General features: G+C 51.0%; 31 protein-coding genes. 18 read left to right on the top strand and 13 right to left on the bottom strand.

Translation table 11 applies throughout. The features are described from left to right. From J0M34_09365 to J0M34_09405, 9 genes are all read right to left on the bottom strand, one after another. The gene (locus tag J0M34_09365) at positions 1 to 1959 is read right to left on the bottom strand and encodes a glycine--tRNA ligase subunit beta (GenBank protein MBN8544456.1); all 1959 of its coding nucleotides are present in this window, start codon (positions 1957 to 1959) and stop codon (positions 1 to 3) included. Further along, a complete protein-coding gene (locus tag J0M34_09370; GenBank protein MBN8544457.1) occupies positions 1959 to 2369 on the bottom strand; it encodes an aspartate 1-decarboxylase in 411 nt (136 codons plus the stop codon). Before J0M34_09370 ends, J0M34_09365 begins: the two co-directional genes overlap by 1 nt. Before the next feature lie 3 nt (positions 2370 to 2372). Further along, positions 2373 to 2882 carry a DUF2059 domain-containing protein gene (locus J0M34_09375; GenBank protein ID MBN8544458.1) on the bottom strand — a complete coding sequence of 170 codons (510 nt, stop codon included), beginning with the start codon at positions 2880 to 2882 and terminating at the stop codon, positions 2373 to 2375. Then, positions 2879 to 3379 (bottom strand): GNAT family N-acetyltransferase, encoded by a 501-nt coding sequence (locus J0M34_09380; protein ID MBN8544459.1) that lies wholly within the window; start codon positions 3377 to 3379, stop codon positions 2879 to 2881. The genes J0M34_09375 and J0M34_09380 overlap by 4 nt, the downstream gene beginning before the upstream one ends. Then, positions 3379 to 4254 (bottom strand): glycine--tRNA ligase subunit alpha, encoded by an 876-nt coding sequence (locus J0M34_09385; GenBank protein ID MBN8544460.1) that lies wholly within the window; start codon positions 4252 to 4254, stop codon positions 3379 to 3381. Before J0M34_09385 ends, J0M34_09380 begins: the two co-directional genes overlap by 1 nt. 64 nt (positions 4255 to 4318) lie before the next feature. Further along, on the bottom strand, positions 4319 to 4564 hold the full coding sequence (locus J0M34_09390) for a hypothetical protein (GenBank protein ID MBN8544461.1): 246 nt from the start codon (positions 4562 to 4564) through the stop codon (positions 4319 to 4321). Further along, a complete protein-coding gene (locus J0M34_09395) occupies positions 4564 to 5265 on the bottom strand; it encodes a YqgE/AlgH family protein (GenBank protein MBN8544462.1) in 702 nt (233 codons plus the stop codon). Before J0M34_09395 ends, J0M34_09390 begins: the two co-directional genes overlap by 1 nt. A gap of 124 nt (positions 5266 to 5389) precedes the next feature. Beyond that, positions 5390 to 6223 carry a folate-binding protein YgfZ gene (locus tag J0M34_09400; protein ID MBN8544463.1) on the bottom strand — a complete coding sequence of 278 codons (834 nt, stop codon included), beginning with the start codon at positions 6221 to 6223 and terminating at the stop codon, positions 5390 to 5392. Positions 6224 to 6254: 31 nt separating this feature from the next. Beyond that, on the bottom strand, positions 6255 to 6533 hold the full coding sequence (locus J0M34_09405; GenBank protein MBN8544464.1) for an usg protein: 279 nt from the start codon (positions 6531 to 6533) through the stop codon (positions 6255 to 6257). A 209-nt stretch (positions 6534 to 6742) separates the two neighbouring features. On the opposite strand from J0M34_09405, the gene J0M34_09410 reads away from it, so the two are divergent. The 5 genes from J0M34_09410 to J0M34_09430 all read left to right on the top strand — a co-directional run bounded on the left by J0M34_09410 (position 6743) and on the right by J0M34_09430 (position 9808). Further along, positions 6743 to 7621: a lytic transglycosylase domain-containing protein gene (locus tag J0M34_09410; protein MBN8544465.1), complete on the top strand. Its 879-nt coding sequence runs from the start codon at positions 6743 to 6745 to the stop codon at positions 7619 to 7621. Then, positions 7621 to 7797 carry a zinc-finger domain-containing protein gene (locus J0M34_09415; protein MBN8544466.1) on the top strand — a complete coding sequence of 59 codons (177 nt, stop codon included), beginning with the start codon at positions 7621 to 7623 and terminating at the stop codon, positions 7795 to 7797. The genes J0M34_09410 and J0M34_09415 overlap by 1 nt, the downstream gene beginning before the upstream one ends. After that, entirely contained in the window at positions 7794 to 7988 is a 195-nt protein-coding gene (locus J0M34_09420; GenBank protein MBN8544467.1) for a twin transmembrane helix small protein, read from the top strand. Before J0M34_09415 ends, J0M34_09420 begins: the two co-directional genes overlap by 4 nt. Before the next feature lie 141 nt (positions 7989 to 8129). Further along, positions 8130 to 8879 (top strand): electron transfer flavoprotein subunit beta/FixA family protein, encoded by a 750-nt coding sequence (locus tag J0M34_09425; GenBank protein MBN8544468.1) that lies wholly within the window; start codon positions 8130 to 8132, stop codon positions 8877 to 8879. Continuing rightward, the gene (locus tag J0M34_09430) at positions 8879 to 9808 is read left to right on the top strand and encodes an FAD-binding protein (protein ID MBN8544469.1); all 930 of its coding nucleotides are present in this window, start codon (positions 8879 to 8881) and stop codon (positions 9806 to 9808) included. The genes J0M34_09425 and J0M34_09430 overlap by 1 nt, the downstream gene beginning before the upstream one ends. Here the strand turns inward: J0M34_09430 and J0M34_09435 are convergent. Further along, a complete protein-coding gene (locus tag J0M34_09435) occupies positions 9805 to 10188 on the bottom strand; it encodes a hypothetical protein (protein ID MBN8544470.1) in 384 nt (127 codons plus the stop codon). The two genes, J0M34_09430 and J0M34_09435, sit on opposite strands and share 4 nt — an antisense overlap. 34 nt (positions 10189 to 10222) lie before the next feature. Then, the gene (locus J0M34_09440; protein MBN8544471.1) at positions 10223 to 10537 is read right to left on the bottom strand and encodes a hypothetical protein; all 315 of its coding nucleotides are present in this window, start codon (positions 10535 to 10537) and stop codon (positions 10223 to 10225) included. 73 nt (positions 10538 to 10610) lie between these two features. On the opposite strand from J0M34_09440, the gene J0M34_09445 reads away from it, so the two are divergent. The 6 genes from J0M34_09445 to J0M34_09470 all read left to right on the top strand — a co-directional run bounded on the left by J0M34_09445 (position 10611) and on the right by J0M34_09470 (position 17706). Next, positions 10611 to 12242, top strand: a complete 1632-nt coding sequence (locus tag J0M34_09445) for an NAD+ synthase (GenBank protein MBN8544472.1) — start codon at positions 10611 to 10613, stop codon at positions 12240 to 12242. 30 nt (positions 12243 to 12272) lie between these two features. Further along, complete coding sequence (locus J0M34_09450; GenBank protein MBN8544473.1) at positions 12273 to 13604, top strand: glutamate--tRNA ligase; 1332 nt, start codon at positions 12273 to 12275, stop codon at positions 13602 to 13604. Positions 13605 to 13677: 73 nt separating this feature from the next. Then, complete coding sequence (locus J0M34_09455; protein MBN8544474.1) at positions 13678 to 14298, top strand: hypothetical protein; 621 nt, start codon at positions 13678 to 13680, stop codon at positions 14296 to 14298. A gap of 47 nt (positions 14299 to 14345) precedes the next feature. Then, positions 14346 to 15662, top strand: coding sequence for a cysteine--tRNA ligase (locus tag J0M34_09460; protein MBN8544475.1), 1317 nt, complete (start codon positions 14346 to 14348; stop codon positions 15660 to 15662). Further along, positions 15662 to 16126: a two pore domain potassium channel family protein gene (locus tag J0M34_09465; protein ID MBN8544476.1), complete on the top strand. Its 465-nt coding sequence runs from the start codon at positions 15662 to 15664 to the stop codon at positions 16124 to 16126. Before J0M34_09460 ends, J0M34_09465 begins: the two co-directional genes overlap by 1 nt. Beyond that, entirely contained in the window at positions 16123 to 17706 is a 1584-nt protein-coding gene (locus J0M34_09470; GenBank protein MBN8544477.1) for a citramalate synthase, read from the top strand. Before J0M34_09465 ends, J0M34_09470 begins: the two co-directional genes overlap by 4 nt. 2 nt (positions 17707 to 17708) lie before the next feature. Here the strand turns inward: J0M34_09470 and J0M34_09475 are convergent, their stop codons facing one another. Beyond that, complete coding sequence (locus J0M34_09475; protein ID MBN8544478.1) at positions 17709 to 18512, bottom strand: hypothetical protein; 804 nt, start codon at positions 18510 to 18512, stop codon at positions 17709 to 17711. A 48-nt stretch (positions 18513 to 18560) separates the two neighbouring features. Here J0M34_09475 and J0M34_09480 point away from each other — a divergent pair, with 48 nt between their 5' ends. The 7 genes from J0M34_09480 (at position 18561) to J0M34_09510 (ending at position 23373) form a co-directional block, all read left to right on the top strand. Beyond that, complete coding sequence (locus tag J0M34_09480; GenBank protein MBN8544479.1) at positions 18561 to 19277, top strand: RNA methyltransferase; 717 nt, start codon at positions 18561 to 18563, stop codon at positions 19275 to 19277. A gap of 65 nt (positions 19278 to 19342) precedes the next feature. Beyond that, positions 19343 to 19885, top strand: coding sequence for a hypothetical protein (locus J0M34_09485; GenBank protein MBN8544480.1), 543 nt, complete (start codon positions 19343 to 19345; stop codon positions 19883 to 19885). Positions 19886 to 20076: 191 nt separating this feature from the next. Continuing rightward, on the top strand, positions 20077 to 20667 hold the full coding sequence (locus tag J0M34_09490; GenBank protein MBN8544481.1) for a hypothetical protein: 591 nt from the start codon (positions 20077 to 20079) through the stop codon (positions 20665 to 20667). A 10-nt stretch (positions 20668 to 20677) separates the two neighbouring features. Next, on the top strand, positions 20678 to 21304 hold the full coding sequence (locus J0M34_09495) for a hypothetical protein (GenBank protein MBN8544482.1): 627 nt from the start codon (positions 20678 to 20680) through the stop codon (positions 21302 to 21304). Between the two features lie 248 nt (positions 21305 to 21552). After that, positions 21553 to 22167 carry a 30S ribosomal protein S4 gene (rpsD, locus tag J0M34_09500; GenBank protein ID MBN8544483.1) on the top strand — a complete coding sequence of 205 codons (615 nt, stop codon included), beginning with the start codon at positions 21553 to 21555 and terminating at the stop codon, positions 22165 to 22167. A 96-nt stretch (positions 22168 to 22263) separates the two neighbouring features. Then, positions 22264 to 22785 carry a hypothetical protein gene (locus tag J0M34_09505; protein ID MBN8544484.1) on the top strand — a complete coding sequence of 174 codons (522 nt, stop codon included), beginning with the start codon at positions 22264 to 22266 and terminating at the stop codon, positions 22783 to 22785. Between the two features lie 42 nt (positions 22786 to 22827). Then, complete coding sequence (locus tag J0M34_09510) at positions 22828 to 23373, top strand: hypothetical protein (protein MBN8544485.1); 546 nt, start codon at positions 22828 to 22830, stop codon at positions 23371 to 23373. Between the two features lie 6 nt (positions 23374 to 23379). Here J0M34_09510 and grxD read toward each other — a convergent pair whose 3' ends face one another. After that, positions 23380 to 23730, bottom strand: a complete 351-nt coding sequence (gene grxD, locus J0M34_09515; GenBank protein ID MBN8544486.1) for a Grx4 family monothiol glutaredoxin — start codon at positions 23728 to 23730, stop codon at positions 23380 to 23382. Positions 23731 to 23894: the final 164 nt, after the last annotated feature.

Genomic DNA, 23894 nt, shown 5'->3' on the forward strand with positions numbered 1-23894 from the left:
CTAACCCTCAATCTTACTAAAATCGGCGATTTTCATGCTGGCTTCGCGTACGCCTGCGAGCAGGCTTAAGCGTGCATCCTTGTGGCCTTCTTCGGTGATCATCACGTCGTCGAAGAATTTATTGATCGGTGCGGCAAGTGTTGCCAGCGCATCAAGCGAAACGACATTTTGTTGCAGCGCTTTGTGTAATTCTTGCTCGGCAGGTTTTGCGAATGATGCAGATTTTGCTGCAGCGAATTGGTACTGCGTTTTTGCTTTTTTCTCCTCAGCGGCGAGGATGTTCATCGCGCGTTTGATTGCGGCAAGGGTGACTTGCTGTTTTGCAGTGAAGTCTTGCAAGGCTTTTGCGTTTGCTGCAATCGCAGTCGGCATGAAGCCTGCTTGGTTCTCATTGAAGCTTGCTTCGATAATATCGTGGCGGATGCCTTCGTCTTTCAGCACGTTCTTCAAGCGGTCATGGAAGAAATCGAGAATTTCTTGGCTCGGCGTGAAGGATGCGAAATCAAGGTTCCAGCTTTTGTCGAGCACGATGCGCAAAATACCCAATGCGGCACGGCGCAGGGCGAAGGGGTCTTTACTGCCCGTTGGTTTTTCACCCGCAGCAAAGAGCGATTGAATCATGCGCAGTTTGTCGGCGACCGAGATAATCGCGCCAAGCTCAGTGGTAGGCAGTGAGTCGCCCGCACCTTGCGGTTTGTAATGTTCGTAAATGGCTTCGCAAACTGCGTCCGCCTCTTTTTGTGCTTTGGCGTAGTAACGCCCCATGATGCCTTGCAGGTCTGGGAATTCGCCGACCATGCCGCTCGTTAGGTCGGCTTTACACAAATCGGCAGCGCGTTTTACTTCGTCGGTATTTTTGTAGCCAACCTCTTTCGAGATGGCGACGGCGAGGGCGCGAGTTTTTTCGACTTCCTTGTCCATCATGCCGACTTTGGCGTGGAACACGACGTCGGACAGTTTCTTCGCCCAATCGGTGAGGGGTGTTTTTTGGTCTTGGTACCAGTAGAATTCACCATCGCTTAGGCGTGCGCGGAGGACGCGTGAGTTGCCCGACACAACGGCTTTGCCACCGTCAGTGGTCACCATGTTGCTCACCAGAATGAATTGGTTGGTGAGTGTGCCGTTCGCCTCGGTCGCGAAGTAGCGCTGGTGGTGTTTCATTTCACTGATGAGGACTTCTTTCGGCAGCGGCAAAAACTTTTCGTCGAACGTGCCAACGTAAGCGGTTGGCCATTCCACCAGACCTGTCACTTCGTCGAGCAGGCCTTCGTCAGTCACGACGCTGAGTTTGTTTTTTGCTGCAGCATCATTCACTTGTTGTTGCACCAATGTGCGGCGCTCTTCGCGGTCAACCAGCACATGCGCTTTACGTAGTGCCTCGACATAATCGTCGGCGTGCTTGAGGGCGATTTCTTGTGGCGCGAGGAAGCGGTGGCCATGGGTGATGTTACTGGCGGTGAGGTGGCCGAAGGTAACGGGCACCACGGCGCTGTCGAGCAAGCAGACAATGCGGTGCAGTGGGCGCACCCATTGCATAGGGCGTGCACCCCAGCGCATGGATTTTGGCCACGAGAATTCATTCAATGCCGCTTCGCAGATTTCTTTGACGACTTCTTCAGTCGGGCGACCCTTGCGTTCGATCTTTGCGAAGTAATAACCGTCGCGCTGTTCGCACTGCTCGGCGGTGAGGCCAACGGAACCCAAGAAGCCTTTCATTGCCTGTTCAGGCGCGCCGACTTTGGGGCCTTTTTTTTCTTCCGACACGTCAGGCTGTTTTTGCGGTAGGCCAGAAACTTGAATCGCCAAGTGACGCGGTGAAACGAATGTTTTTGCGCCCGTGTTCTCAAGACCCGCTTTCTCGATGCCGCCCATGATAAGGCGCTGCAACTGCTCCGCCGCGCCGCGCTGCATGCGGCTTGGAATTTCTTCGGAAAATAACTCTAGCAGTAATGTGGCCATTATCTCTTCTTTACGAGTTTGGGTTGCACGTGTTTGCCGCCAACGCTTTTACGCGCGGTCTTTGCGATTTGGTTTCTGGCATCGACCAGAATCACTTTTGGCTTATGTTTTGCTGCGGCCTTTGGTTTCATTTGCGCAAAGGCGCAGATGATGAGGAGGTCGCCTTTTTTCACGAGGTGGGCTGCCGCACCGTTGATGGTGATTTCACCACCACCTGCTTTTTTCGATTTGATGGCATAGGTGGTCAGGCGTGCGCCATTAGAGATGTTCAGCACGTCCACTTGCTCGTGCTCGAGAATGCCAGCAGCTTTAAGCAACAAAGGGTCAACCGTGATGGAGCCGTTATAATGCAAGTCCGCGCCAGTGCAGACTGCGCGGTGGATTTTGCCTTTCATCATCGTGAGTAACATGGCTTACCTGCGTTGTAACTGTTGTTGGCATTGCACGTTATTGGTGGCCGTGCGAATGGCTGCGGAGATTTCTGGCTCAGCGTCTTTGATGCGGCCTGCACTAATCGTGCTCATCGTATCATAGAGTGCGGGCTGAACATTGAGCAGTTTCTTGCCCAAACTTGTTTGGTAGAAATTAACCATCCACTCCAACTCAGCTAGATTGAAATTATTGACGTAAACATTGGCGAGCGCTGGGCGCATGGCGTCAAAGCTGAGGGTTCTTTCCAGAATCGTTCGCACGGTGGAGGTTGAACTTTCGGCGCATGGTATTTCACGTATCGCGTTGATTTGATCATCAATCGTGCGGTTCATTTGCGTTTGTAATGCACCATTTGCATTCATGTAATCCACCAGCACCAAGGCTACTTCGCGCATCTTCTTCTGCGTCACTACGCCAGGTTTTGGCTGTGGTGGTGCAGCAAAACTGTTAGCTGCGATAAAGCATATGGCTATCATGAGTAGTGGTTTCATGCGGCGATTCCCTTTGCGTAATAAAGGTTATCGTCGGGCATTTTGATGTGTGCGATTTCTGTCGGCAAATCTGATTCAGGAAAAAGGCAAAATCCGTTCTTCTCATAAAAGCGCTGGGCAGCTTTCAGAATATCGACTGTGCCAAGATAAATGTGCTTAAAGTTTTGCTGTTTGGCCCATGCCATCAAGCCATCCAATAATTGTTGGCCAAGACGATGAGGTGTGCCGCGATAGGCTGGCGCAACAAACATTTTGCGCAGCACTCCGATGCCGCCACCCACATTAATGAGAGCGATAGTTCCAACGACCTTATCGCCGTCAGAAGCGACCCAAAAGTTACCGCCTGTAGCAATATATACTTCATGAATGCGGAATAAATCTGGCTGTTGCTCAAGCGTAATAGGCACGCCATGCTCGTGCTGGATGGAGACAACAAACGCGCCAATTTCACTTGCGTAAGGTGCAGTGGCGTCGAAAACATCTACGGAGACTGACATTACGCTGCCTCCTTTTGGGTTTCGACCCATGCTTCGCAGCAGGCTTTGGCAAGGGTGCGGACGCGGGCAATATAGGCGGCGCGTTCGGTCACGCCAATCACTCCGCGCGCGTCGAGCAGATTAAAACGGTGCGATGCCTTGATGCATTGGTCATAGGCGGGCAGTGCCAGTTTTTTCTCGAGCAGGGATTGGCATTCTTTTTCTGCGTCCTTGAAGTGCTGAAGCAATTGCGCGGTGTCGGCATGCTCCAAGTTATAGCCTGAATGCTCGACTTCGTTTTGTTTGAACACGTCACCGTAAGTGAAGGTTGGTTGGCCGTCTTTGGGCGCATTCCATTGCAGGTCGTAGACGTTTTCAACACCTTGAATATACATGGCCAAACGCTCAAGCCCGTAGGTCAATTCGCCAGAGATAGGGTCGCAGGCAATGCCGCCCACTTGTTGGAAGTAGGTGAATTGCGTGACTTCCATACCGTCGCACCAGACTTCCCAGCCCAAGCCCCATGCGCCCAGCGTGGGCGATTCCCAATCGTCTTCGACGAAGCGAATATCATGCAGCGATGGGTCGATGCCGAGTTCTTTCAAGCTTTGCAAATAGAGCTCTTGAATGTTGTCGGGCGAAGGTTTCAGGATGACCTGATATTGGTAATAATGCCCCAAACGGTTGGGGTTTTCGCCATAGCGCCCGTCCTTCGGGCGGCGTGATGGCTGCACATAGGCGCAGTTCCACGGCTTGTTGCCGAGTGTGCGCAAGGTTGTCGCGGGATGAAAGGTGCCAGCCCCCATTTCCATGTCGTATGGTTGGAGGATGATGCAGCCCTGTTTTGCCCAGAAATTCTGGAGCGTAAGGATGATATCTTGAAATGCAAAAACCATGGTGCGCAGCTTTTAGCGCCTGAAATGGTGCACTGCAAGGGTTTATGAGGGTTTTTACAGGTTTTTATGCGTTTGAATCAGACGCATAGCCCAAGCGCTTGATGAGCCAGCTAACAAAGTGGACGAGCAGGGTCGTCCAGACCACGCGCCAGACCGCGTCCTCGGCCAGTTCGCCGATGGTTGGGTTATAGGTGGTCAAGAGATCGTCGCCCCAAATCCAAAAGAGAACGGCGAAAAAGGCGATGTAGTTCAGATATTCACCGATACGGTGCAGGAAATGAGCAAATTTAGCTGCTGCCACACTTGCCATTAGGCGTGTCCTACAATGGTCGAAAAGAAGGCCATATCAACCCCTAACGACTTGCTGGCAGTTGCCCATTTAATGTCGTCTTCAGTGTCGAAAATAAGCTCTGGCGAGCTGGGGACGACTATCCAGCTATTTTGCTCAATCTCTTGCTCCAACTGGCCTTGTGACCAGCCTGCGTAACCCACAACCAGTGCGGATTTGCGAGGGCCATTCCCTGCCAGAATATCATTCAGGATCGCGCTTGATGCGGTGACCGAAACGTCGCGATGCACGGCCAAGGTGTAGTCTTTGATGAAGTCATTCGTATGGATTACGAAACCGCGACTACGTTCCACTGGTCCGCCGTAATAGACTGGGATTTCCTTGTTCTCAGCGCCCTCAGGAAGTTTGAATCCCTCAATAAGCGATGAGAAGTGCACCAGCTCAAGCGGCTGGTTGACGATAACGCCCATGGCGCCGTCTGCTCCATGCGCGAATACAAATACAACCGAGCGCTGGAAAGGCCCCGAGTCAATCAGTGGTGTGGCAACCAGCAATTGACCTGCAAGGTAGCCTTCCTTTTGCTCGCGACCATCAAGCATGTGAATGCTTGGTGTGGTCACTGTTTCAGAACGAAGCGTAATAGGATGTTCGGTTACAAGCGCAGGTTTAGGCTCGCTGCCAATCAACATCGATTTCGCTTTGGAAAGAAAATTTTTGCTCATGTGATGTGACGTGATTTGAAGTGTTGTTGTTGGTTTCAATCTACATGTAGGTAACGCGCTGGGCAATTTCAATCATCTGTGAAGAACGAAATATTTTTGTTGCTTTTCGCGTAAGTCGCAGTGCTCAGGCTTCTTGGTTTTTGAGGTGCATTTGATAGCGCGGTTCAAGCCATGTAGGGAGCGTGAGTGTCACCGCTAGATTGCCTATCAATGCTTCGCCGCCATCACCTACCATATCGAAGCGCGCGAACATAAGCCCTTGGTTAAGGTGGCGGCTTCGAAGTTCGCCAATCACCTTGCCGTCACGCAGAATATCTTTGTCTTCGGCGGGTAAGGGCTCTGCGCACTGAACGTGGTAAAAGCCTTTGCGGGCGATGGACTTATAGTGCATGCGCGCCGTGACTTCCTGCCCCACATAACAGCCTTTGGTAAAGCTAACGGCATTCAGCAAATCATAGCCGACATCGAGTAAGGTTTCCTGCTCCGTCGCATCGATGCCGCCTTCAGGAATCCCATGGTTAAGCCGCTCGATGACGAGATGGTCGAGGCTAATGGCTGCTGGGTTTGCAGTACCGTCATTACGCCAATGGCGTAGTGGAAGTATTGCGTGGCGCGGGTCTGCGAAGGTGAGGTGTGATGAGTCCTGCGATTGAGGGGTGAGGTAGCTTAGACACCAACCCTCACATTTGCTGATGGTTACTTTGGCGCGCAGTTTATAAAGTGAAAGTTTTTTGATGAGCGCCTCGGCTGTATCGTTGCGAACATCAAGCCAGTAGCCGTCGTCACGTTTGATGATGAAAAAGTCGTAATTCCATTTGCCCTGCGGCGATAGCATCGCGCTGAAGATGGGTGCGTGGTCTGCATTCGCAATATCTTGCGTGATGATGCCTTGCAGGAAGGAGCTTGCGTCCTCACCAACAATACTAATCAGCGCCCGCGAATGATCAATCAGTTGCATGACTTCTATATAGGGTGAATTTCGCGACTGTCTAATGAATCGTCGAGAGGCCGCGTATGAATTGGAACTGGCTTGGCTTAATAAGCTCGGTGTGCGCCACGGTGACGGAGTGGATTTTGCCGTCCAACTCGCGATTCCAGAAATCGATGAATTTTGTTAGCACAGGAAATTTGGGTGCAAGATCCAACTCTTGCCAGACAAAGCTTTGTAGTAATTTCGGATGATCGGGCATGTGGTAGAGAATTTCGGCCGTCGTAAGGCGGTAATCTCTCACCATCTTTTCAAAGTCTTCGCGTTCGTTTTTCGCCATACGCCTCTATTATATAGCAGAAATTTGCGTTCGTGAAAACGCTGTTTTCATTAGAAGGGGCATTGACCCCGCCGCTACGCGGCTCGACTACCGGCTACGCGGTCTGACGTGCATGGCAAAAAGGACACGCCAGATTGTGAACATTTTAGATAAGTGTTTGAAAAATTATTTTATTTTGTGATTGGCGCGCGATTTGCTACCTTAAACCTATGCGCCGTATTTTCCTAATCACTGCGATGGTTTTTGCTTCGTCCGCACAATTGGCGGTGGCGGACGCGCTGATTGATGGCGCAAAACAATGTACCCAGTATTTCCCCACGGAAGAGCAAAACCGCGCGATTCCAGTGCATTTGCTTGCGGCGATCTCGACAACGGAAACAGGTCGCTATCATGAAGGACTAGGCATGGCAGTGCCATGGCCTTGGACCATTAACGTAGAAGGTAAGGGCTATTATTATAGCTCGAAGGCGGAGGCGATTTCCGCCACGCAGAAGTTTCTGGCGCAAGGTAAACGCTCGATCGACGTAGGCTGCATGCAGGTGAATCTCAAGCATCACCCGAAAGCGTTTCGCAATCTCAATGAGGCGTTTGATCCTGCGACTAATGTTGGCTATGCCGCACGATTCTTGAGCGAAAATTTTGCTGAAATGGGCAACTGGATCAAAGCGGCGGCATCGTATCATTCGCGTACGACGAGTCGTGGTAATGCGTATCTTGGTCGCGTTGAAAAGAATTGGACGAGCATTGTCAATAAAGTGCGTGCAGCTCGTGGCGAACAGCAAGTTGCTTCTGCTGCTCCTGCCATGAAAGCGCAGGCGGCAATGCCAAGCGTGATTACTCACCGAGCGGGTAACCGAATTAATAGTACGCATGGTGTGCGTATGATTGAGGTGAGCCAAGAGCCAACCGTAGCAAGAGCGCAGCGTAGTGATGTGTTGGTCATTCGTACGGCGCAAGCGGAGCAGACGCGCTATCAAGGGCCCGCAGAGGCGACGATCACACGTAGTGTTTCCCAAAGCAGTATTGACAGGCCGGCTGCGCAGAGTAATGTGAGCGCACGTCAACCAAACTTTGTATTTGCAAACTAATGACCCAGACCTTTGAAACGATTCAAGCAATCAGCCGCGAAGTCGCTTGTGATGGCGGCGGTGGTGCGCTTGGCCACCCAAAAGTGTATTTGCATATCGACCAAGATAAGGGTGACAAAGTCGTGTGTCCTTACTGCAGTCGCACCTATATTTATCGTGAAGGGAAAGCTGCATGAGCGGTACATTGCCCATCATTCTCATCGGCTTCATGATTGCTACGGCGATTGTGTTGGTAATCGGTATTTTTCTGATGGCGCAGGGTGGTGAAGCAAACCGCAAGTACGGTAATAAGATGATGGTGATGCGTGTCGTGCTCCAAGCTTGCGCACTCGCTACCTTTGCAGCATTGCTCGTTTCAAAAGCCTAATAGATATATGCGCTCAAGCGGCGCTGAGCCTAAGGCTCTTAATGTGCTTTCAACCAGCAGTTTTTAATTTGATGCGCTGCACTGCAAGCGCTTGCATTTTAAAACAAAAACCCGCACACTCCCCTGAACAAGGAGTTCTCGATGCGTATTCTCGTACCGGTCAAAAGAGTTGTCGATTACAACGTCAAAATTCGTGTGAAGCCTGACCAATCAGGTGTGGAACTGGCGAACGTCAAAATGTCGATGAATCCATTCGACGAAATCGCCATGGAAGAGGCGATTCGCTTGAAAGAAAAAGGTATCGCTACGGAAGTGATCGCCGTTTCGATGGGCGCTAAGACAAGCGAGGAAACGCTTCGCACAGCACTTGCGCTTGGTGCGGATAAAGCCATTTTGGTGCAAACCGAGGGCGCGATTGAACCGCTTGTTGCTGCAAAATTATTGCGCGCGATTGTGCAGAAAGAAACACCGAATTTGGTGATTTGTGGCAAGCAGGCGATTGATGATGATGCCAACCAAACAGGTCAAATGCTTGCGGCGCTTTTGGGTTGGCCGCAGGCAACCTTTGCGTCGAAGTTAGTTATCAATGGCGATGAAGCAGAAGTCACCCGCGAGGTTGATGGTGGCTTGATGACAATCGCTGTGAAATTACCAGCCGTGGTGACGACCGACCTGCGATTGAACGAGCCGCGCTATGCAAAGCTGCCTGATATTATGAAGGCGCGCAGCAAACCGCTTACTGTGATTCCCGCTGCTGAGCTTGGTGTGGATTTAGTGTCGCGCACGAAGACGCTGAAAGTAGAAGAACCTGCGAAGCGCAAAGGTGGCGTGAAGGTAAAGACGGTTGCAGAGTTGGTTGATAAACTGAAGAATGAAGCGAAGGTAGTGTAATGAGTATTCTCGTTGTTGCAGAACATGACGGTGCATTCATCACCCCCGCGACGCGTGCGACGATTGGTGCGGCTCAAAAAATCGGCGGCGATATTGATGTGCTGCTAGCGGGCCATAATATTGCTGCGGTGACAACTGCTGCAAAATCACTCGCAGGAGTTCGCAAAATTTTGGTAGAAGATGATGCGATTTATGCGCACCCGCTTGCTGAAAACTTGGCGCCATTTATTGCGGAATATGCTGCGGGATATTCGCACATATTAGCGGTGGCGACTTCGGTTGGAAAAGACGTCATGCCGCGCGTTGCTGCACTGCTTGATGTTCAGCAGATTTCTGAAATTACCAGCGTTGTAAGTGCTGATACGTTCATCAGGCCGATCTATGCGGGTAATGCTCTGGAGACGGTGCAATCGCTTGATAAGATAAAAGTGATAACAGTGCGGGGTACGAGCTTTGATAAGGTTGCGGAGACTGGCGGCAGTGCCGAAGTGGTGGATGTGCCAGCCATTGCCGTTGCTGCAAGCTCGCGCTTTGTGGGTATGGAAGGCGTGAAGAGTGATAGGCCAGAGTTGACCAGTGCGCGTGTTGTGGTATCGGGCGGGCGTGGTGTTGGCAGCAAAGAGAACTTTGCGATTATCGATAAGCTTGCCTTAAAGCTGAATGCGGCAGTTGGCGCGTCGCGCGCTGCGGTGGATGCAGGCTATGTGCCAAATGATTATCAGGTTGGACAGACGGGTAAAGTCGTGGCCCCCGAGCTTTATATTGCGGTGGGAATTTCAGGTGCGATTCAGCACCTTGCTGGTATGAAAGAAAGCAAAGTGATTGTGGCGATTAACAAAGACGAGAATGCGCCGATTTTCGAAATCGCTGATTATGGGCTGGTGGGTGATCTGTTCCAGATATTGCCAGAACTTGAAGCGGCGCTCTAGCGCCCACGCCACGCTGAGGGTGCAGGCCTCATCTGTGGGTCTAGGATTGAATCAGCAATCGTTGGCTCAGATTTGCCACGTTTTCTAACCGCTTCTCGAAGTGTGTCAACGTGAGATGGTGTTAATTCAATCGTCATGCTATTGCCACCAATTGTTTCGATTGATACGCCATGTTTTTCGAGTGCTGCAATCAACTTCATGCCTATTGGGGTAGGGAATTCAGCAGAAAAATGGCTAATCATATCTTCTTCTTTAGGTAGATGAAACATACCATGGTGTGAAGTGGTGCTGTCGAATTTATAGTCAGGATTTGGGTGTGCCTGCCACTGACCGCCTAGCTCATTAGCGAGGAATTTCGTTGTGGATTGGAACCATTTCATAGCGGCCTCTTAAAGTGATTGATGCTTGTTGCATTTAATAGAGTTCTGGCGAGTCAGCAATACCACTCAGTTTCGTGTAGTGATCGACCAAGTTTGGTCTGGGCTGCATTTTGTATAGAGCTGAAAGATCCGCATCGCCACTGATACTCAACGTAACTTTGTCGTCGGTGCGGCGTGGTGGAGGGTCGTTCACGTTTGCAGTAATGCCGTGACTTTCAGACAGGCAGGTGGAAACATCGTTAGCAACGCTTCTATGCAGGAGGTCGCTTTCGAAGATATTGCGCTCCGACCTGTAACTCCAGTTTCCGCCAATCACTTCATTTAGTTTTGACAAGGTTCCATGACTCATCGCCATCTCCTATTTGTTGTGATATTTGTACCAAAGCTTGCCAAAGCGTGTGTGAACCTTTTATGAAGATGCTATGAGTCAAACGCTGCGTATTGCCCTTGCCCAGCTTAATGTCACGGTCGGTGATATTGAGGGGAACGCGACGCGCATTATTCAAGCCGCGCGCGATGCCGATGCACAAGGTGCTGATTTACTGCTCACTCCTGAGATGGTGCTAACGGGCTATCCCCCTGAAGATCTTATTTTAATGCCTGCTTTTCGTGCGGCGTGCCGTGCGCAGGTGGAAGCCATAACGATGGCCACGAAGGATTTGCGCTGTGCGCTGATCTTGGGGACGCTCTGGGAAGAGCAGGGGCGTATTTATAATGCCAGTGTGTTGGTAGAGGCTGGGAAAACCACGCGTATCCGCTTGAAACATGATTTGCCGAATTATGGCGTGTTTGATGAAAAGCGCGTGTTTGCCGTAGGTGCGGAACCAACCGTGCTATCATGGCGTGGCCATAAACTTGGCGTGTTGATTTGTGAAGAAGTGTGGGACACAGAATTGCCCCTGCTGCTTGCTAAGCAAGGTGCTGAAATATTGCTAGTGCAGAATGCGTCGCCTTACCATATTGGCAAGGCATGGCAGCGTAGCCAAGTAGTGTCGGCTGCATCGCAGGCGACAGGGCTGCCAGTGGTGTATCTCAATCTTGTCGGCGGGCAGGACGAATTGGTGTTTGATGGCCGCTCCTATGTGCATGAGCCGAACCGCAAGGACGCGGTGTGGCTCAAAGCATTTGAGGAACACCTAGGGCTAGTGACCTTTGAGAAAACAGCTATGGGTTGGCAGGTGGTGGATGGCCCAAAAACCGCCGATATGAGCAATGCTGAAACGATCTATAAAGCGCTGGTGTTGGGCCTTCGTGACTATGTGACCAAGAACGGATTCCCCAGCGTGGTGCTGGGACTTTCGGGCGGTATTGATTCGGGCTTGAGTGCCGCCATCGCGGTAGATGCGCTGGGTGCTGACAAGGTCATCGGCATTAAACTTTCGTCGCCCTTTACTTCGAAAGACAGTGTTGAGGACGCGGATGCGCTAGCCAAAAGCCTAGGGATTCGCTGCGAATCTGTGCCAATCACTGCGCTCATGGATGCGGCGCGTCTGGCGCTCAAGAATTTATTTTCAGGCCGCAAAGACGATACGACGGAAGAAAATATCCAAGCGCGTTTGCGCGGGTTGTTGCTGATGGCGGTATCGAACAAGTTTGGTCATATGGTGCTTACTACGGGTAACAAATCCGAAATGTCGGTGGGCTATGCAACGCTTTATGGCGATATGTGCGGTGGGTTTTCCGTGCTGAAAGACGTGTATAAAACCACGGTGTTCAAGCTGTCGCGTTGGCGTAATACGCAAAATGCGGTGATTCCTGAGCGGATGATCACCAAGTCGCCTACGGCAGAGTTGCGCCATAACCAAAAAGACGAAGACTCGCTGCCGCCATACGATGTGCTGGATACTATCTTGCGCGGGTTGATCGAGAGGCGCTTAGCAGTGGCGGAGTTGGTTGCAGAAGGCTTGAACGAAGAAACGGTGACACGCGTAGCACGTATGGTGATCGGGGCGGAATATAAGCGCCGCCAGAGCGCTCCAGGCGTGAAAGTGACGCCCATGGCCTTTGGTCGTGACCGCCGTTGGCCGATTACTAACAAATGGCGCTTCTTGTAATGCGTTTCAAAATCCTATAGAGCCTCCCCCATGTCAGATAAAGTACTTGTTCGTTTTGCGCCGTCGCCCACTGGTTGGATCCATGTGGGGAACGTGCGTACGGCTCTCATCAACTACCTGTTCGCGAAGAACGCGGGCGGGCAGTTCATGCTGCGTATCGATGATACGGACCTTGCGCGTTCGACCGCCGAATATGAGCAGGGCATTCAGGAAGATTTGAAATGGCTCGGCTTGAACTGGGACACGTTCGCCAAGCAGTCAGATCGTTTTGACCGTTATGAACTCGCAAAAGAAAAACTGCTGGCCGATGGCCGCTTATATGCCTGCTACGAAACGGCAGAAGAAATCGATGTGAAGCGCAAGATGATGGCAAGCCGTGGTCTGCCGCCGATGTATGACCGCAGCGCGCTGAAGCTGACAGATGAAGAGAAGAAGAAGTACGAAAGCGAAGGTCGCAAGCCCCATTATCGCTTTAAAATGAATCATGCGCCTATCATTTGGGACGATATGGTGCGCGGCAAGGTTGAGTTTGATGGCGCGAAAATTTCCGACCCCGTGCTGATTCGTGAAGACGGCGTGGCGCTATTCACCCTTTCGACCTCGGTGGATGATGGTGAGCTTAATATTACCCATATTATTCGTGGTGAAGACCATGTGAGCAATACGGCGATTCAGGTGCAAATTATGGAAGCGCTGGGGCACAAGCTGCCACGCTTTGGGCACATGGCACTCTTGAAGATGAAAGAAGGAAAAATATCTAAGCGTGAAGGTGGAGGCGATATTCGTTCCTTGCGCCAAGAAGGTGTTTTCCCACTCGCGCTTGCTTCGTATCTTGCAAAAATCGGTACGTCGGATGCGATTGAATTAGGTGAGTCGTTGCAGGCATTAGAGCAAAGTTTTGCGATCGAGAAACTGGGCCGTGCCATGGCCAATTACGACCCTGAAGAGCTAGCACGCTTGAACCTGAAATTGCTGCATCACATGAGCTATGCGGATGCGAAAGCGCAATTGCCCGCGAGTGTGGATGAAGGTTTTTGGAACCAGATTCGTGGCAACTTGAAAAGCCTTGCCGAAGTGAAAGATTGGGTCGAATTGTTGCAACAGCCCATTACGCCTATCATTGAAGATAAAGAGTTCACGCATCAGGCTGCAAGCCTGTTGCCTGAAGGTGAGTGGGGCGCGCATTCGTGGGATGAATTCGTGAATAAGGTGAAAGAGGCGACGGGCCGTAAAGGCAAGGAGCTCTTCATGCCGCTTAGAATGGCTCTCACCGCCCGTCACGATGGGCCAGAGCTGAAGGCGTTATTTGCGATGCTTGGGCGCGAACGTGCCCAAAAACGTCTGATGGGCGAAGTGGCATAAGAAATCTTCATCATTTCGTAACAATAATTCCCATACAAATTGTTTATAATGACTGTGTAATCAATGGGTTTCTATGGCATTTGGAATTGGTGCAGTTTTAGATTGGGCAACAACTCGTTACGAAAAGTGGCGTTTTGCACAAAGCGTTGGTGATGCAAATCAGGACGGTATACTTGAGCAACGCGAGATCATGGCTGCCTTAAATAATAATCAGCGACAAGCGATCGATAGAGATTTTGCAGCAATTGCACGTCCTTTGGTAGAGAGATGGTACATGGATGTACAAGTACAAAGGATGCTAGATGAAACCTTCGAGGAGGACGTCAGCTTAACGAGATTCGATAATTCTGACATCAGCCATTTAAATCAACCTTACATTGATCGGCTTACCCGTTCTCTGCAGGATCGCATTGATGTTTATAGGTATTTGCCTGAATCTAGCAGAAGTGAACTTTTGGAGATTGCTAGAGATATTAGATTGGATGAGTCTATCGAACATAGAAATAGAAGTGAAGTTGCGCGAGGCATGCTAGGAATGGCTAGATTGAGTGCTGATGCTGTGCAACTCAGCGATATGAGCGAGATTGCAGATAGATTACTCTCGCCTGCGGATGAAGCTATTCTAAGGCAGCGCGCTGTTGAACTTTATCATCAGAGGCTTCGCGAAGAGAGAGAAGCTGGGCGATTAGCCTAATCAAGGCAACGTTTACATCCGCCAGCGAATCGCGTATAAGCCTTTTCATGAGTAACATACGCCTTTCCAATAGCTTAACGCGTCAGGTTGAAGCCTTCGCGCCGTATGACCCGAAACACATTAAACTCTATGTGTGCGGGCCGACGGTTTATGCGCGACCCCATATCGGCAATGCGCGCTCGGTGGTGGTGTATGATGTGCTGTACCGTTTGCTGAAGCATGAATTCCCTAACGTTACCTATGTGCGCAATATCACGGACGTGGATGATAAGATTAATGCGGCCGCTGTTGAACGTGGCATTACCATTCAAGCGCTGACTCAAGAAATCACCAGCCAGTTCCATGAGGACATGGCAGCGTTAGGGTGTCTGCGCCCAAGCATGGAGCCCAAGGCAACCGAGCATATCGCGCAGATGATTACGATGATTGAGTCGCTCATTGCCAAAGGCCATGCGTATGTTGCGGAAGGGCATGTGCTGTTTGCCGTGCAAACCAACCCCAATTATGGCTGCCTGAGCCGTCGCTCGGTGGACGATATGGTGGCGGGTGCGCGCGTGGAAGTAGCGCCGTACAAAAAATATGCGGGCGATTTCGTGTTGTGGAAACCCGCGAGCGAGAAAGACGACCCTTCGAGCAAGTTTGAATCGCCATGGGGCATTGGCCGCCCAGGTTGGCATATTGAGTGCTCGGCGATGTCGCATACGCATTTGGGGGCGGATTTTGACATTCATGGCGGTGGTGCAGATTTGATGTTCCCGCATCATGAAAATGAAATTGCGCAATCGACCTGTGCGCACCCCGAAAGTCATTTCGCAAAATACTGGGTGCATAATGGATTCCTCACCGTCGAAGGTGAGAAGATGAGCAAAAGCCTAGGCAACTTCATTACCGTGCATGACTTGCTGCAAAAAGGTGTGAAGGGTGAGGTGATTCGTTTCGCCTTGATGCTCACGCGCTATAATGAACCGCTCGATTGGAGCGAGAAATTGCTCGGTGATGCGCAGAAGGTGATGGATAGGCTCTATCGTCAAGACGCGCCTGCGGGCGGTAAGGCGGATGACGAAGTGCTCGAAGCATTGCGCGATAATTTGAATACGCCTAAAGCGCTGGCGCGCTTGCAGACCTTGACGGGTTCGACACTTAAAGCCACGGCAAACATGCTCGGTTTGCTGCAGATGGATGCGCAAGCATGGTTCCAAGGTGAGGGCGAAGATACGCTGTGGATTGAAGTACAAATCGAAGCACGCAATGCCGCAAAAAAAGCACGTGATTTTGCGACCTCGGACGCCATACGCGAGATGCTCAAAGCGAAGGGGATTGTGCTTGAAGACAGCGCAACTGGCACGACGTGGAGGAGGGCATAATGCTTGTCTCTTTCCTCATTGCATCACTCATTTGTCTGGCGCTGATTATTGCTGGCGTGGTGATTTTTTATGAGATTCTCGCCCATTTGTGGCTGTTGTTACCAAAGTTCGAGGGCAAGCCACGTAGCCAGATTCTGCTTACCATATTGGCAACCTTCATTGGCCATACGGCAGTGATTTGGTTGTTTGGTATTACCTATTATGTGCTAGCGAGCTACACGCAATTCGGCATGCTTGGTGGCGTCGAGGAACATCACCTGCTTAACTATATCTATTTCTCTGGCGTAACCTATTCATCGCTTGGATTAGGCGATGTGTACCCGAAAGGTGATATGCGCCTGATGATTGCGGTAGAAGCGATTTTGGGGCTTGTCCTGATTGGGTGGACCATCACCATCACGTATTTTGCTACGGAAAAATACCTCATTCACAAACGCGATAAGCATGGTAAGAAACACTCATGAGTGAGCGCATTTACCTTTATGACTCGACCTTACGCGATGGTGCGCAAGCCCGTGGCGTTGACTTTTCGGCTGCCGATAAAATCGCAATCGCCGAAGCGCTTGATACGTTTGGCATTGACTATGTCGAGGGTGGATGGCCAGGCGCCAACCCAACGGATGATGCGTTTTTTGCCAATGCTCCGCAGTTGAAGCGCGCAAAGTTAACCGCATTCGGTATGACGCGTAGAGCAGGGCGAAGCGCTAGTAACGATACTGGTTTGCAAGATGTGCTGAATGCGGGAACGCCGAGTATATGCCTTGTTGGCAAGGCGTGGGACTGGCAGGTGGAAGCTGCGCTTAAGATTTCGAAGAAAGAGAATATTCGCATGGTGGAAGAGTCGATTCAGCATGCAAAAAATAAAAAGCGCGAAGTGCATTTTGACGCGGAGCATTTCTTTGATGGCTACAACGCCAACCCTGAATATGCGCTTGAGGTGATTCGTGCAGCACATGATGCGGGCGCATCATGGATTGTGCTGTGTGATACGAATGGTGGTTCGCTGCCGAGTGATGTGAAACGCATTGTGAGCGAAATCAAAAAGAAGATCCCTAGCGCGAATCTTGGCATACATTGCCATAATGATACGGAGCAAGCGGTGGCGAATTCGCTGGCAGCAGTGGAAGCTGGCGCACGCCAAGTGCAAGGCACGATGAATGGTATCGGTGAGCGTTGTGGTAATGCCAATTTGGTAGCTATCATCCCAACCCTCATGCTGAAAATGGGGTTCAAAACTGGTATTAGCGAGAAGCAATTAGAGAAACTTACCAGCGTATCGCGCTTGATAGATGAACGCCTGAACCGTGCGCCTAATCGTCATGCGGCTTATGTGGGCGCTTCGGCGTTTGCACATAAGGGTGGGCTGCATGTGAGTGCGATGAATAAAGATTCGCGCAGCTACGAGCATATCGATCCTGCGAAAGTGGGCAATCGCCGCTTGATTTTAGTGTCGGATAAGGCGGGTCGTGCGAACATCGTCAACCGCCTGAGCCAGATGGGTTTGAAGATTGACGCGGAAGATGAAGGCCTGACAGATTTAGTGAAGGCGGTAAAAGAGCGCGAAGCGATTGGCTATGCGTACGAGGATGCGGAGGCTAGCTTTGAGTTGATGGCGCGCACCATGCTCGATGCTGTTCCGCAAATTTACCAACTGCATAGTTTCAGGGTGCTGGATGAGCGGCGCATTAATGCGAAGGGTAAGCAAGTCACCATGTCGGAAGCGACGGTGAAGCTCACGGTTAAGGGCGAGTCGGTGATGACGGTGGCGGAAGGAAATGGCCCCGTAAACGCGATGGACGCGGCGATTCGTAAGGCGCTGCTGCCGCATTACCCGCATTTGAAGCGTATGCATTTGAGCGATTATAAAGTGCGGATTCTAACGCCGCAGGAAGCCACCGCCGCGCTGACGCGCGTGATGATTGAAAGCAAAGACGAACACGGCAAGAGCTGGACGACGATTGGCGTGAGCCACAACGTGATTGATGCGTCTTACAACGCACTCAATGATGCGATTACGTATTTTCTATTGAAGAATAAGAAGTAGCGTTAGCGATCTCTGCTGCTGCCATTACCCATAGGTATGGAGAGCGTTGCGCCCCAGCGTATGTCATCGCGGTGCTTGATATTGCCATCCTCTAGGTCAAGGTAAGGAAAACTTACTTGCTGGCCGCCTACTTCAAGATGGAAGGGTCCCAGATCTTTCGAGAAAAGCTGTAGTTGAATATCTACGGGTTCAAGCGATCCAATCAACTGTTGGCCACGAAAGCCTGCCGACATTTGATCCATGGCGATTTGTGCTTGATTGGGTATGATAGGATCGACGCTGTAATCATGCAGATTATCGCTGACGGCTTTGGCTATGCTACCGACGGTCCAGTCATAGGCGACGTTACCTAATCCACCAAAATCTAATGCGGTGATGGATTGCAGTGCTCTATCGCCTGCATTGTCGGCGCGCGCGTCATTGTCCTGCGCGAAGCCGCGCAGAATGTCTGGTTCGGGTGTATAGGTGACGCCTAAATTGAGCAGGCTGCCGTCTAGGCGAATGCGGCTATAGTCAAATTCAGGGCTGGGTAAGTTAAGAGGGAGTGGTTGTTGTTGCTGTACGTGCCACTGGTCTTCAACAATGACATCTACATAATCTTCACGATTGGCGACATAGGGCTGTAAGGGAATATTGGGTAGCGGCGGAAGTGCAGGTTGCGGCGGTGAAGTTAATGAATTCTGCATCTTAAGCTGTGCCTGTGGGATACGAATAACATCAGTCGCAGCAGGTGGGTTCACCACTTCAGGAATGTCGGGTTGCGTGGTCTGAATAATATCCAGATCAGTGTCGTTCGTATTCGCCATAGCTAAAAAACCTTGGCCTTCCTTTAGCCAGCATATTAAGACCAGTATATGGTAGGTACCCTTAATATAACGTTAATTCGTCCCCAAATGGGCGAGAATATTGGTTCGGCGGCGCGGAATATGGCCAATTTTGGCCTGTCTGAGCTGCGGCTGGTTGCGCCGCGTGATGGCTGGCCGAACCCCAAAGCCTCTGACACTGCGGGTAGGGCGCTTGAGGTGATTGACGATGCATCGCTCTTTAACACCACTGCTGAAGCGGTGGCGGATGCGCAATTTGTGCTCGCCACCACGGCGCGTGACAGGGTGGTGAATTTACCCGTGACTACGCCACGCGAAGTTATGCCTGAGTTGCACGCGAAGATTGCAGCAGGGCAAAAGGTGAGCATCTTATTTGGGCCTGAACGTACGGGGCTTGAGAATGAAGATATTGCCGCAGCGAACGCTATTTTGACGATTCCAGTATCGGAGAAATATTCGTCACTCAATATTGCGCAGGCAGTGGGTATCGTTGGCTATGAGTGGTGGTTAAGTGGCCTTGGCGATGAAGTGCAACAGACTGCTATCGATGCGCCAGCGCCGCGCGAGGAACTGCTCGGCATGTTTGGTCAGCTTGAAGTTGCGCTGGATGATACGAATTTCTGGCGTGTGCCAGAAAAGAAAGAAATCATGTGGAAGAACATCCGCGCGAGTCTTATGCGCGCTGGCTTCTCGAGCTACGAAGTGGCGACGTGGAGAGGCATTATCAAAGCGCTGGCGGGTAAATAAAACGTCATAAAAGCTTCACATTTTTCCGCAACCAATCTTCTATAATTTACGGTGAAGGAGAGTGTATGGCAGCAGCCAGACCACCACAGCAACCCGCGCCCACGCAACCGAGGCCAAAGCCTGCGGGCAAAGGCTTTCATCTCGATTTCATGATGCCGTTCCGTGCAACGGGTAATTTTATTGCAGGTACGATTGGTGGCACACTCGATGGTATGTCCCAATGGGGTAATCGTGGCTTTAAGTTCGGCTTGGCCAGTGGTGTGGTCATGGGAATTTTTGGCGCACCGCCACTCTTGGCTTCCATGTCGTTTGTCGGACTTGTGATAGGTTGCACGCTTGCTGCTACCGTTGGCGGTATGGCACTTGGTGCGGCCGCAGGGGCGCTTACGGGTGGGTTCACACGCGCGGAGCGTATGGAGCGTCGTGAGGCGGCGCGGGCACGCATGCGGACAGCGACGGCAGGGCCGCAGGCCGTTTCAACGGGTGATGCTATCGACCGTATCAATGACTCGAATTTTGACCGCCAACTACAACAAAATGCTGAAAATGCAACCTATTGGCGGGATCAGGTGTCTGGCCCATCAAGTGGTATGGGGCGTGGACATTAGGCGTTATTAAGTGCGGGTGAACGCTTTGTTCCCCCGTAGGCCCCCTCCGCCGCTTCGCGGCTCGCGCAGCTACGGCGCTACGCGGTTCTTTGATTAACCCTACCCCCCCCTCTCAAATGTCACAAAACCTTCACACTACTAGACGATCTCTTTGGTTATACTGCAAGGTAAGAAATTAGTAGGAGTTCACCATGGGTGACAAAAGAGAAGAACCGATTGTACCTTATAACCACTCAACCGTAGGTGCAGTCTTTACGCGTGCTGGCGGCACAGCAGGTGGTGCAGCAGAAAAAGGTATCAGCACTGTAGCGTGGACCATTGGCGGTCTTGCACTTTTCGGAGCTGTAGTTGGCCTCGTAGGTGCAACGATTGGTTGGGCAGCAGTCGGGACTGCTTTGAGTAGTTTACTTGGCGGCGCTGAAGTAAGTGCTAATATTGCAAATGTCTTTTGGGCAGTTGTAGGAACGGGTGCTTTAGGTGCAGTAGTAGGTGCGTTAATTTCGCCTATCACGGGTTTCTTTGGAGCCGTTAAAGGTGGATTTGATGGCTACGACAGAGCAGATACGCGCATTAGCCAAGAGCGTGGCGCAGCACAAATGATGAACGCCGAAATTCAGGCGCTACAATCGCAAGCAATGATTATGCAAGCATCGCAACCACAAGCGCGCGCGGGTGACCGTTACGCAGGTGCAAGCACGATGCTGCAAGCAGATCACAGCGCACTACAAGCAGCGCAATATGATGGTCGCATGAATGGCCTGCAACTCGAGGCAGCTCGGTAGGAGATAAGTTATGGTGAATGTTGTAAGAGGTTTGCAAAGAGGTTTAGACGGGCTGGGTGATTTTGCCAGCGCTGTCGGTAAAACCTTCGCAAGCAAAGAAGCACGCCATGAAGCTGCTGCCTTACTGAAGGCAGGTAAACGCAAAACTCCAATGCTTGATGAAGCTGGTAAAATCATAAAAGTTGACGGAAAAATTCAATACGACATTGTAGATATTGGTAAGTTTAGCGGCCGAAACGAACATACTGGAGCGTTTGGAAGATTAGTTGCTGGTCCTGTCGATTATATCACGGCTGGTATTCGTGCTCCGTTTGAGTGGGCTGGCAGACTTGTTGGTTTTGGTGGGCGTAAGCTTGCTGTAGCGCATTTGTCTAACCCTTTCCTTACTACGGGTACGGTAGTTGCTGCAGGTGGTGCTTATGGTCTTCATGAGTGGCAGAAGGGGCAGCGCCAAGACGCACTGCAAACCCAAGCGGCTGTTCAGCAAGCCATGATGCAGAGCCCATATATGAATTCGGTTAGCCCACAGGAAGCTGCATTGCTGGAGTCACGTTTCCGCTCAGGTGGTGTCTCGATGGCGGAGATGGAAGAACAGCGCCGTATGGCTGCTCAGGGTCAGCCAGCTACCAACGTTTAGTCTTAAATCTCCGATTTAATCCTATTTTTCAATGCTTCGGACATCGTCATGCTGACTAGTCCTAAGCGTGGCTATGCCAGCTCATGGCTGACTCGCGCCTACTGGCGCTCGAATAACGGGAATTTAGCCTTGACTCCAAGCCAAATTTGTCTATTTTGCGCCTCCCTTTCGGGGTCGGAGCGCATATCCCTCTCCACCGAGCATAAGGGTTTTTGTAGGGATAGAACATTGTTGCAAGGAGTTTGGTCATGTCGAAACGTCATGCCGTTAAATACAAAATTTCCCGCCGTTTGGGTGAAAACCTCTGGGGTCGCGCTAAGGACCCTCTAAACCGTCGTGCGTATGGCCCAGGCCAGCACGGTAACGCTCGCAAGAAACTGTCGGACTATGGTACGCAGTTGCGCGCTAAGCAAAAACTGAAAGCATACTACGGTAACATCACCGAGAAGCAGTTCCACAAGACCTACGTGGAAGCAATGCGTATGAAAGGTGATACCAGCGAGAACCTCATCGGCTTGCTCGAGAGCCGTTTGGATGCTGTTGTGTACCGTATGTGCGTGGTGCCAACCGTATTCGCTGCTCGCCAGTTCGTAAACCATGGCCACGTACTCGTGAATGGTAAGCGCGTGAACATTCCTTCTTACATCGTGAAAGAAAACGATGTGATCGAAGTGAAGCAAAAATCGAAGCAACTCGCGATTGTGGTTGAGTCAATGGCGTCACCTGAGCGTGATGTGCCTGACTATATCAGCATGGACGAAGCAGCAGTGAAGGCAACCTTCGCTCGCGCGCCAAAACTTGCTGAAGTTCCATATCCTGTTCAAATGGAACCAAATCTGGTGGTGGAATTCTACAGCCGCTAATAAATTGGTTTATAATGAGAAAAAGGCCGCCTTTGTGCGGCCTTTTTTGTTATGTGGTTTAAGGCTTAATTAAGGCTTTTCACACTATAATTGGGCATGGATGAGCAAGATGACAAACGGCTAGGCCCGCTTCCGCCTTCACTTAAGGATTGGGGCGAACCAATGAGCGATGAAGATCAAGCAGTCATCGACTCTATCATTAAAGGTACGCCAAAGCCTCCTACCAATGGCAATAGTTATAAGCCTGAATTGGCTGAGGCGAGGCGGGAGCAGAATCAGTATGAGTTGAATGTCTATAATGAATTGGGCGCTGAGCTAGCAATAGCGGCGAGAAGTGATGGTAATACACAGCTCAGTGCAGAGGAGTTAGCGCGCTATTTTCAGTCCTCTGCAATCCAAGAAGGCTTTACGCGCAGCGTCTTTAATTGTGCTTTAGCTGCGCAGGTTACTGGGAATCCCTACACGCTGGCTAGGTTGCAAGAATTTCTTCGATATGGGGCGTTAAATACCGACTTTTCTTTTGGTGAAGGTGTGGCAGAGAATGCGCTAGGAATACTTCGTTCCATCCCGCCACTTCAGCCAACCAGAAGTGATCCAACCAGAACACCTGAACGATAAATTCTCACTTTCACTACGTTCGTTCTGTGTTAGGCTTACTGGATGAAAAAAACGTCACCTCACCATCTGAATAGTTCTGCGATTGAAGATATCCTGCGCGATAAGCAGGAAGAGATTGTCGATCTTATCAATCAAATTACTGCAGGGCAGAGCGAGCAGGATATTGCCGTGTTACTTGCCCAAATGCTTGAGGGTGAGCCAGAGCATGTGCGCGTCGCGATTGTCGAAAAAATCCGCGATATGCTGCGCGAGCGCGATCAGGAAAAAGCGACAGAACTTGATAAAATCATCGCACAGCAAAAGCAGTTGGTGCAGGCGCAGCAAAAGAATGTGTTCCAGCGTTGGTTGATGTGGGTGATGTCTGAGGAGACGCTGCGCAAAATCCGCGAGAGTTTTTTAGCACGTCCTATGACGCAACATCAGGTAGAGCATACGGGGCAGGATTTGGCGAAAAAGGGTGTGATTGGCGTGAATATCGAACAGCCGCAGCAAGGGCTGGAGGTGAATCGTCGTGAGCTTGGGAGCTTGGTTGCCAATGTCTCGGCAGCGCTGGGTCAAGCCAAGGGCAAGGGGCAGGGGCGTCAGTAAGGCAGCCTAAGCTGCGCTTTGCTCGTTGAAAGCGATGCCTTTTTCTTTCAAAAGCGCCTGTAATTCACCTGACTGGTACATATCGCGTACGATGTCGCAACCGCCGATGAATTCGCCCTTGATGTAAAGCTGGGGGATGGTTGGCCAATTGGCAAATGCTTTGATGCCTTCGCGGATTTCTTGGTCGGCGAGCACGTTGATGTCTTTATATTCGCTAATGCCCAAGCGTTCCATCACGGCTGCAACGGTGGCGCTGAAACCGCATTGGGGGAGCTTTTTGCTGCCCTTCATGTAAAGCACGATATCGTTGTTTTTAATGTCCGCCTCGATGCGGGCAAATGCTGGGTTCTCGGTCATGATAATCCTTATCTCTCTGAGGTAGGTGGGTAGGGATATACTACATCGTCAATCCAGTGCAACCCGCCATAGCTCCTAAAACACTCTTTCACTTGATATTGCATCTTTTGCTTTGTCTCAGACGTTGCTCGATCATTTGCGATGGAAATATGCTCTTCAGGTGA

It is taken from the genome of Alphaproteobacteria bacterium, assembly GCA_017302575.1.
Taxonomy (GTDB): domain Bacteria; phylum Pseudomonadota; class Alphaproteobacteria; order Rickettsiales; family UBA3002; genus JAFLDD01.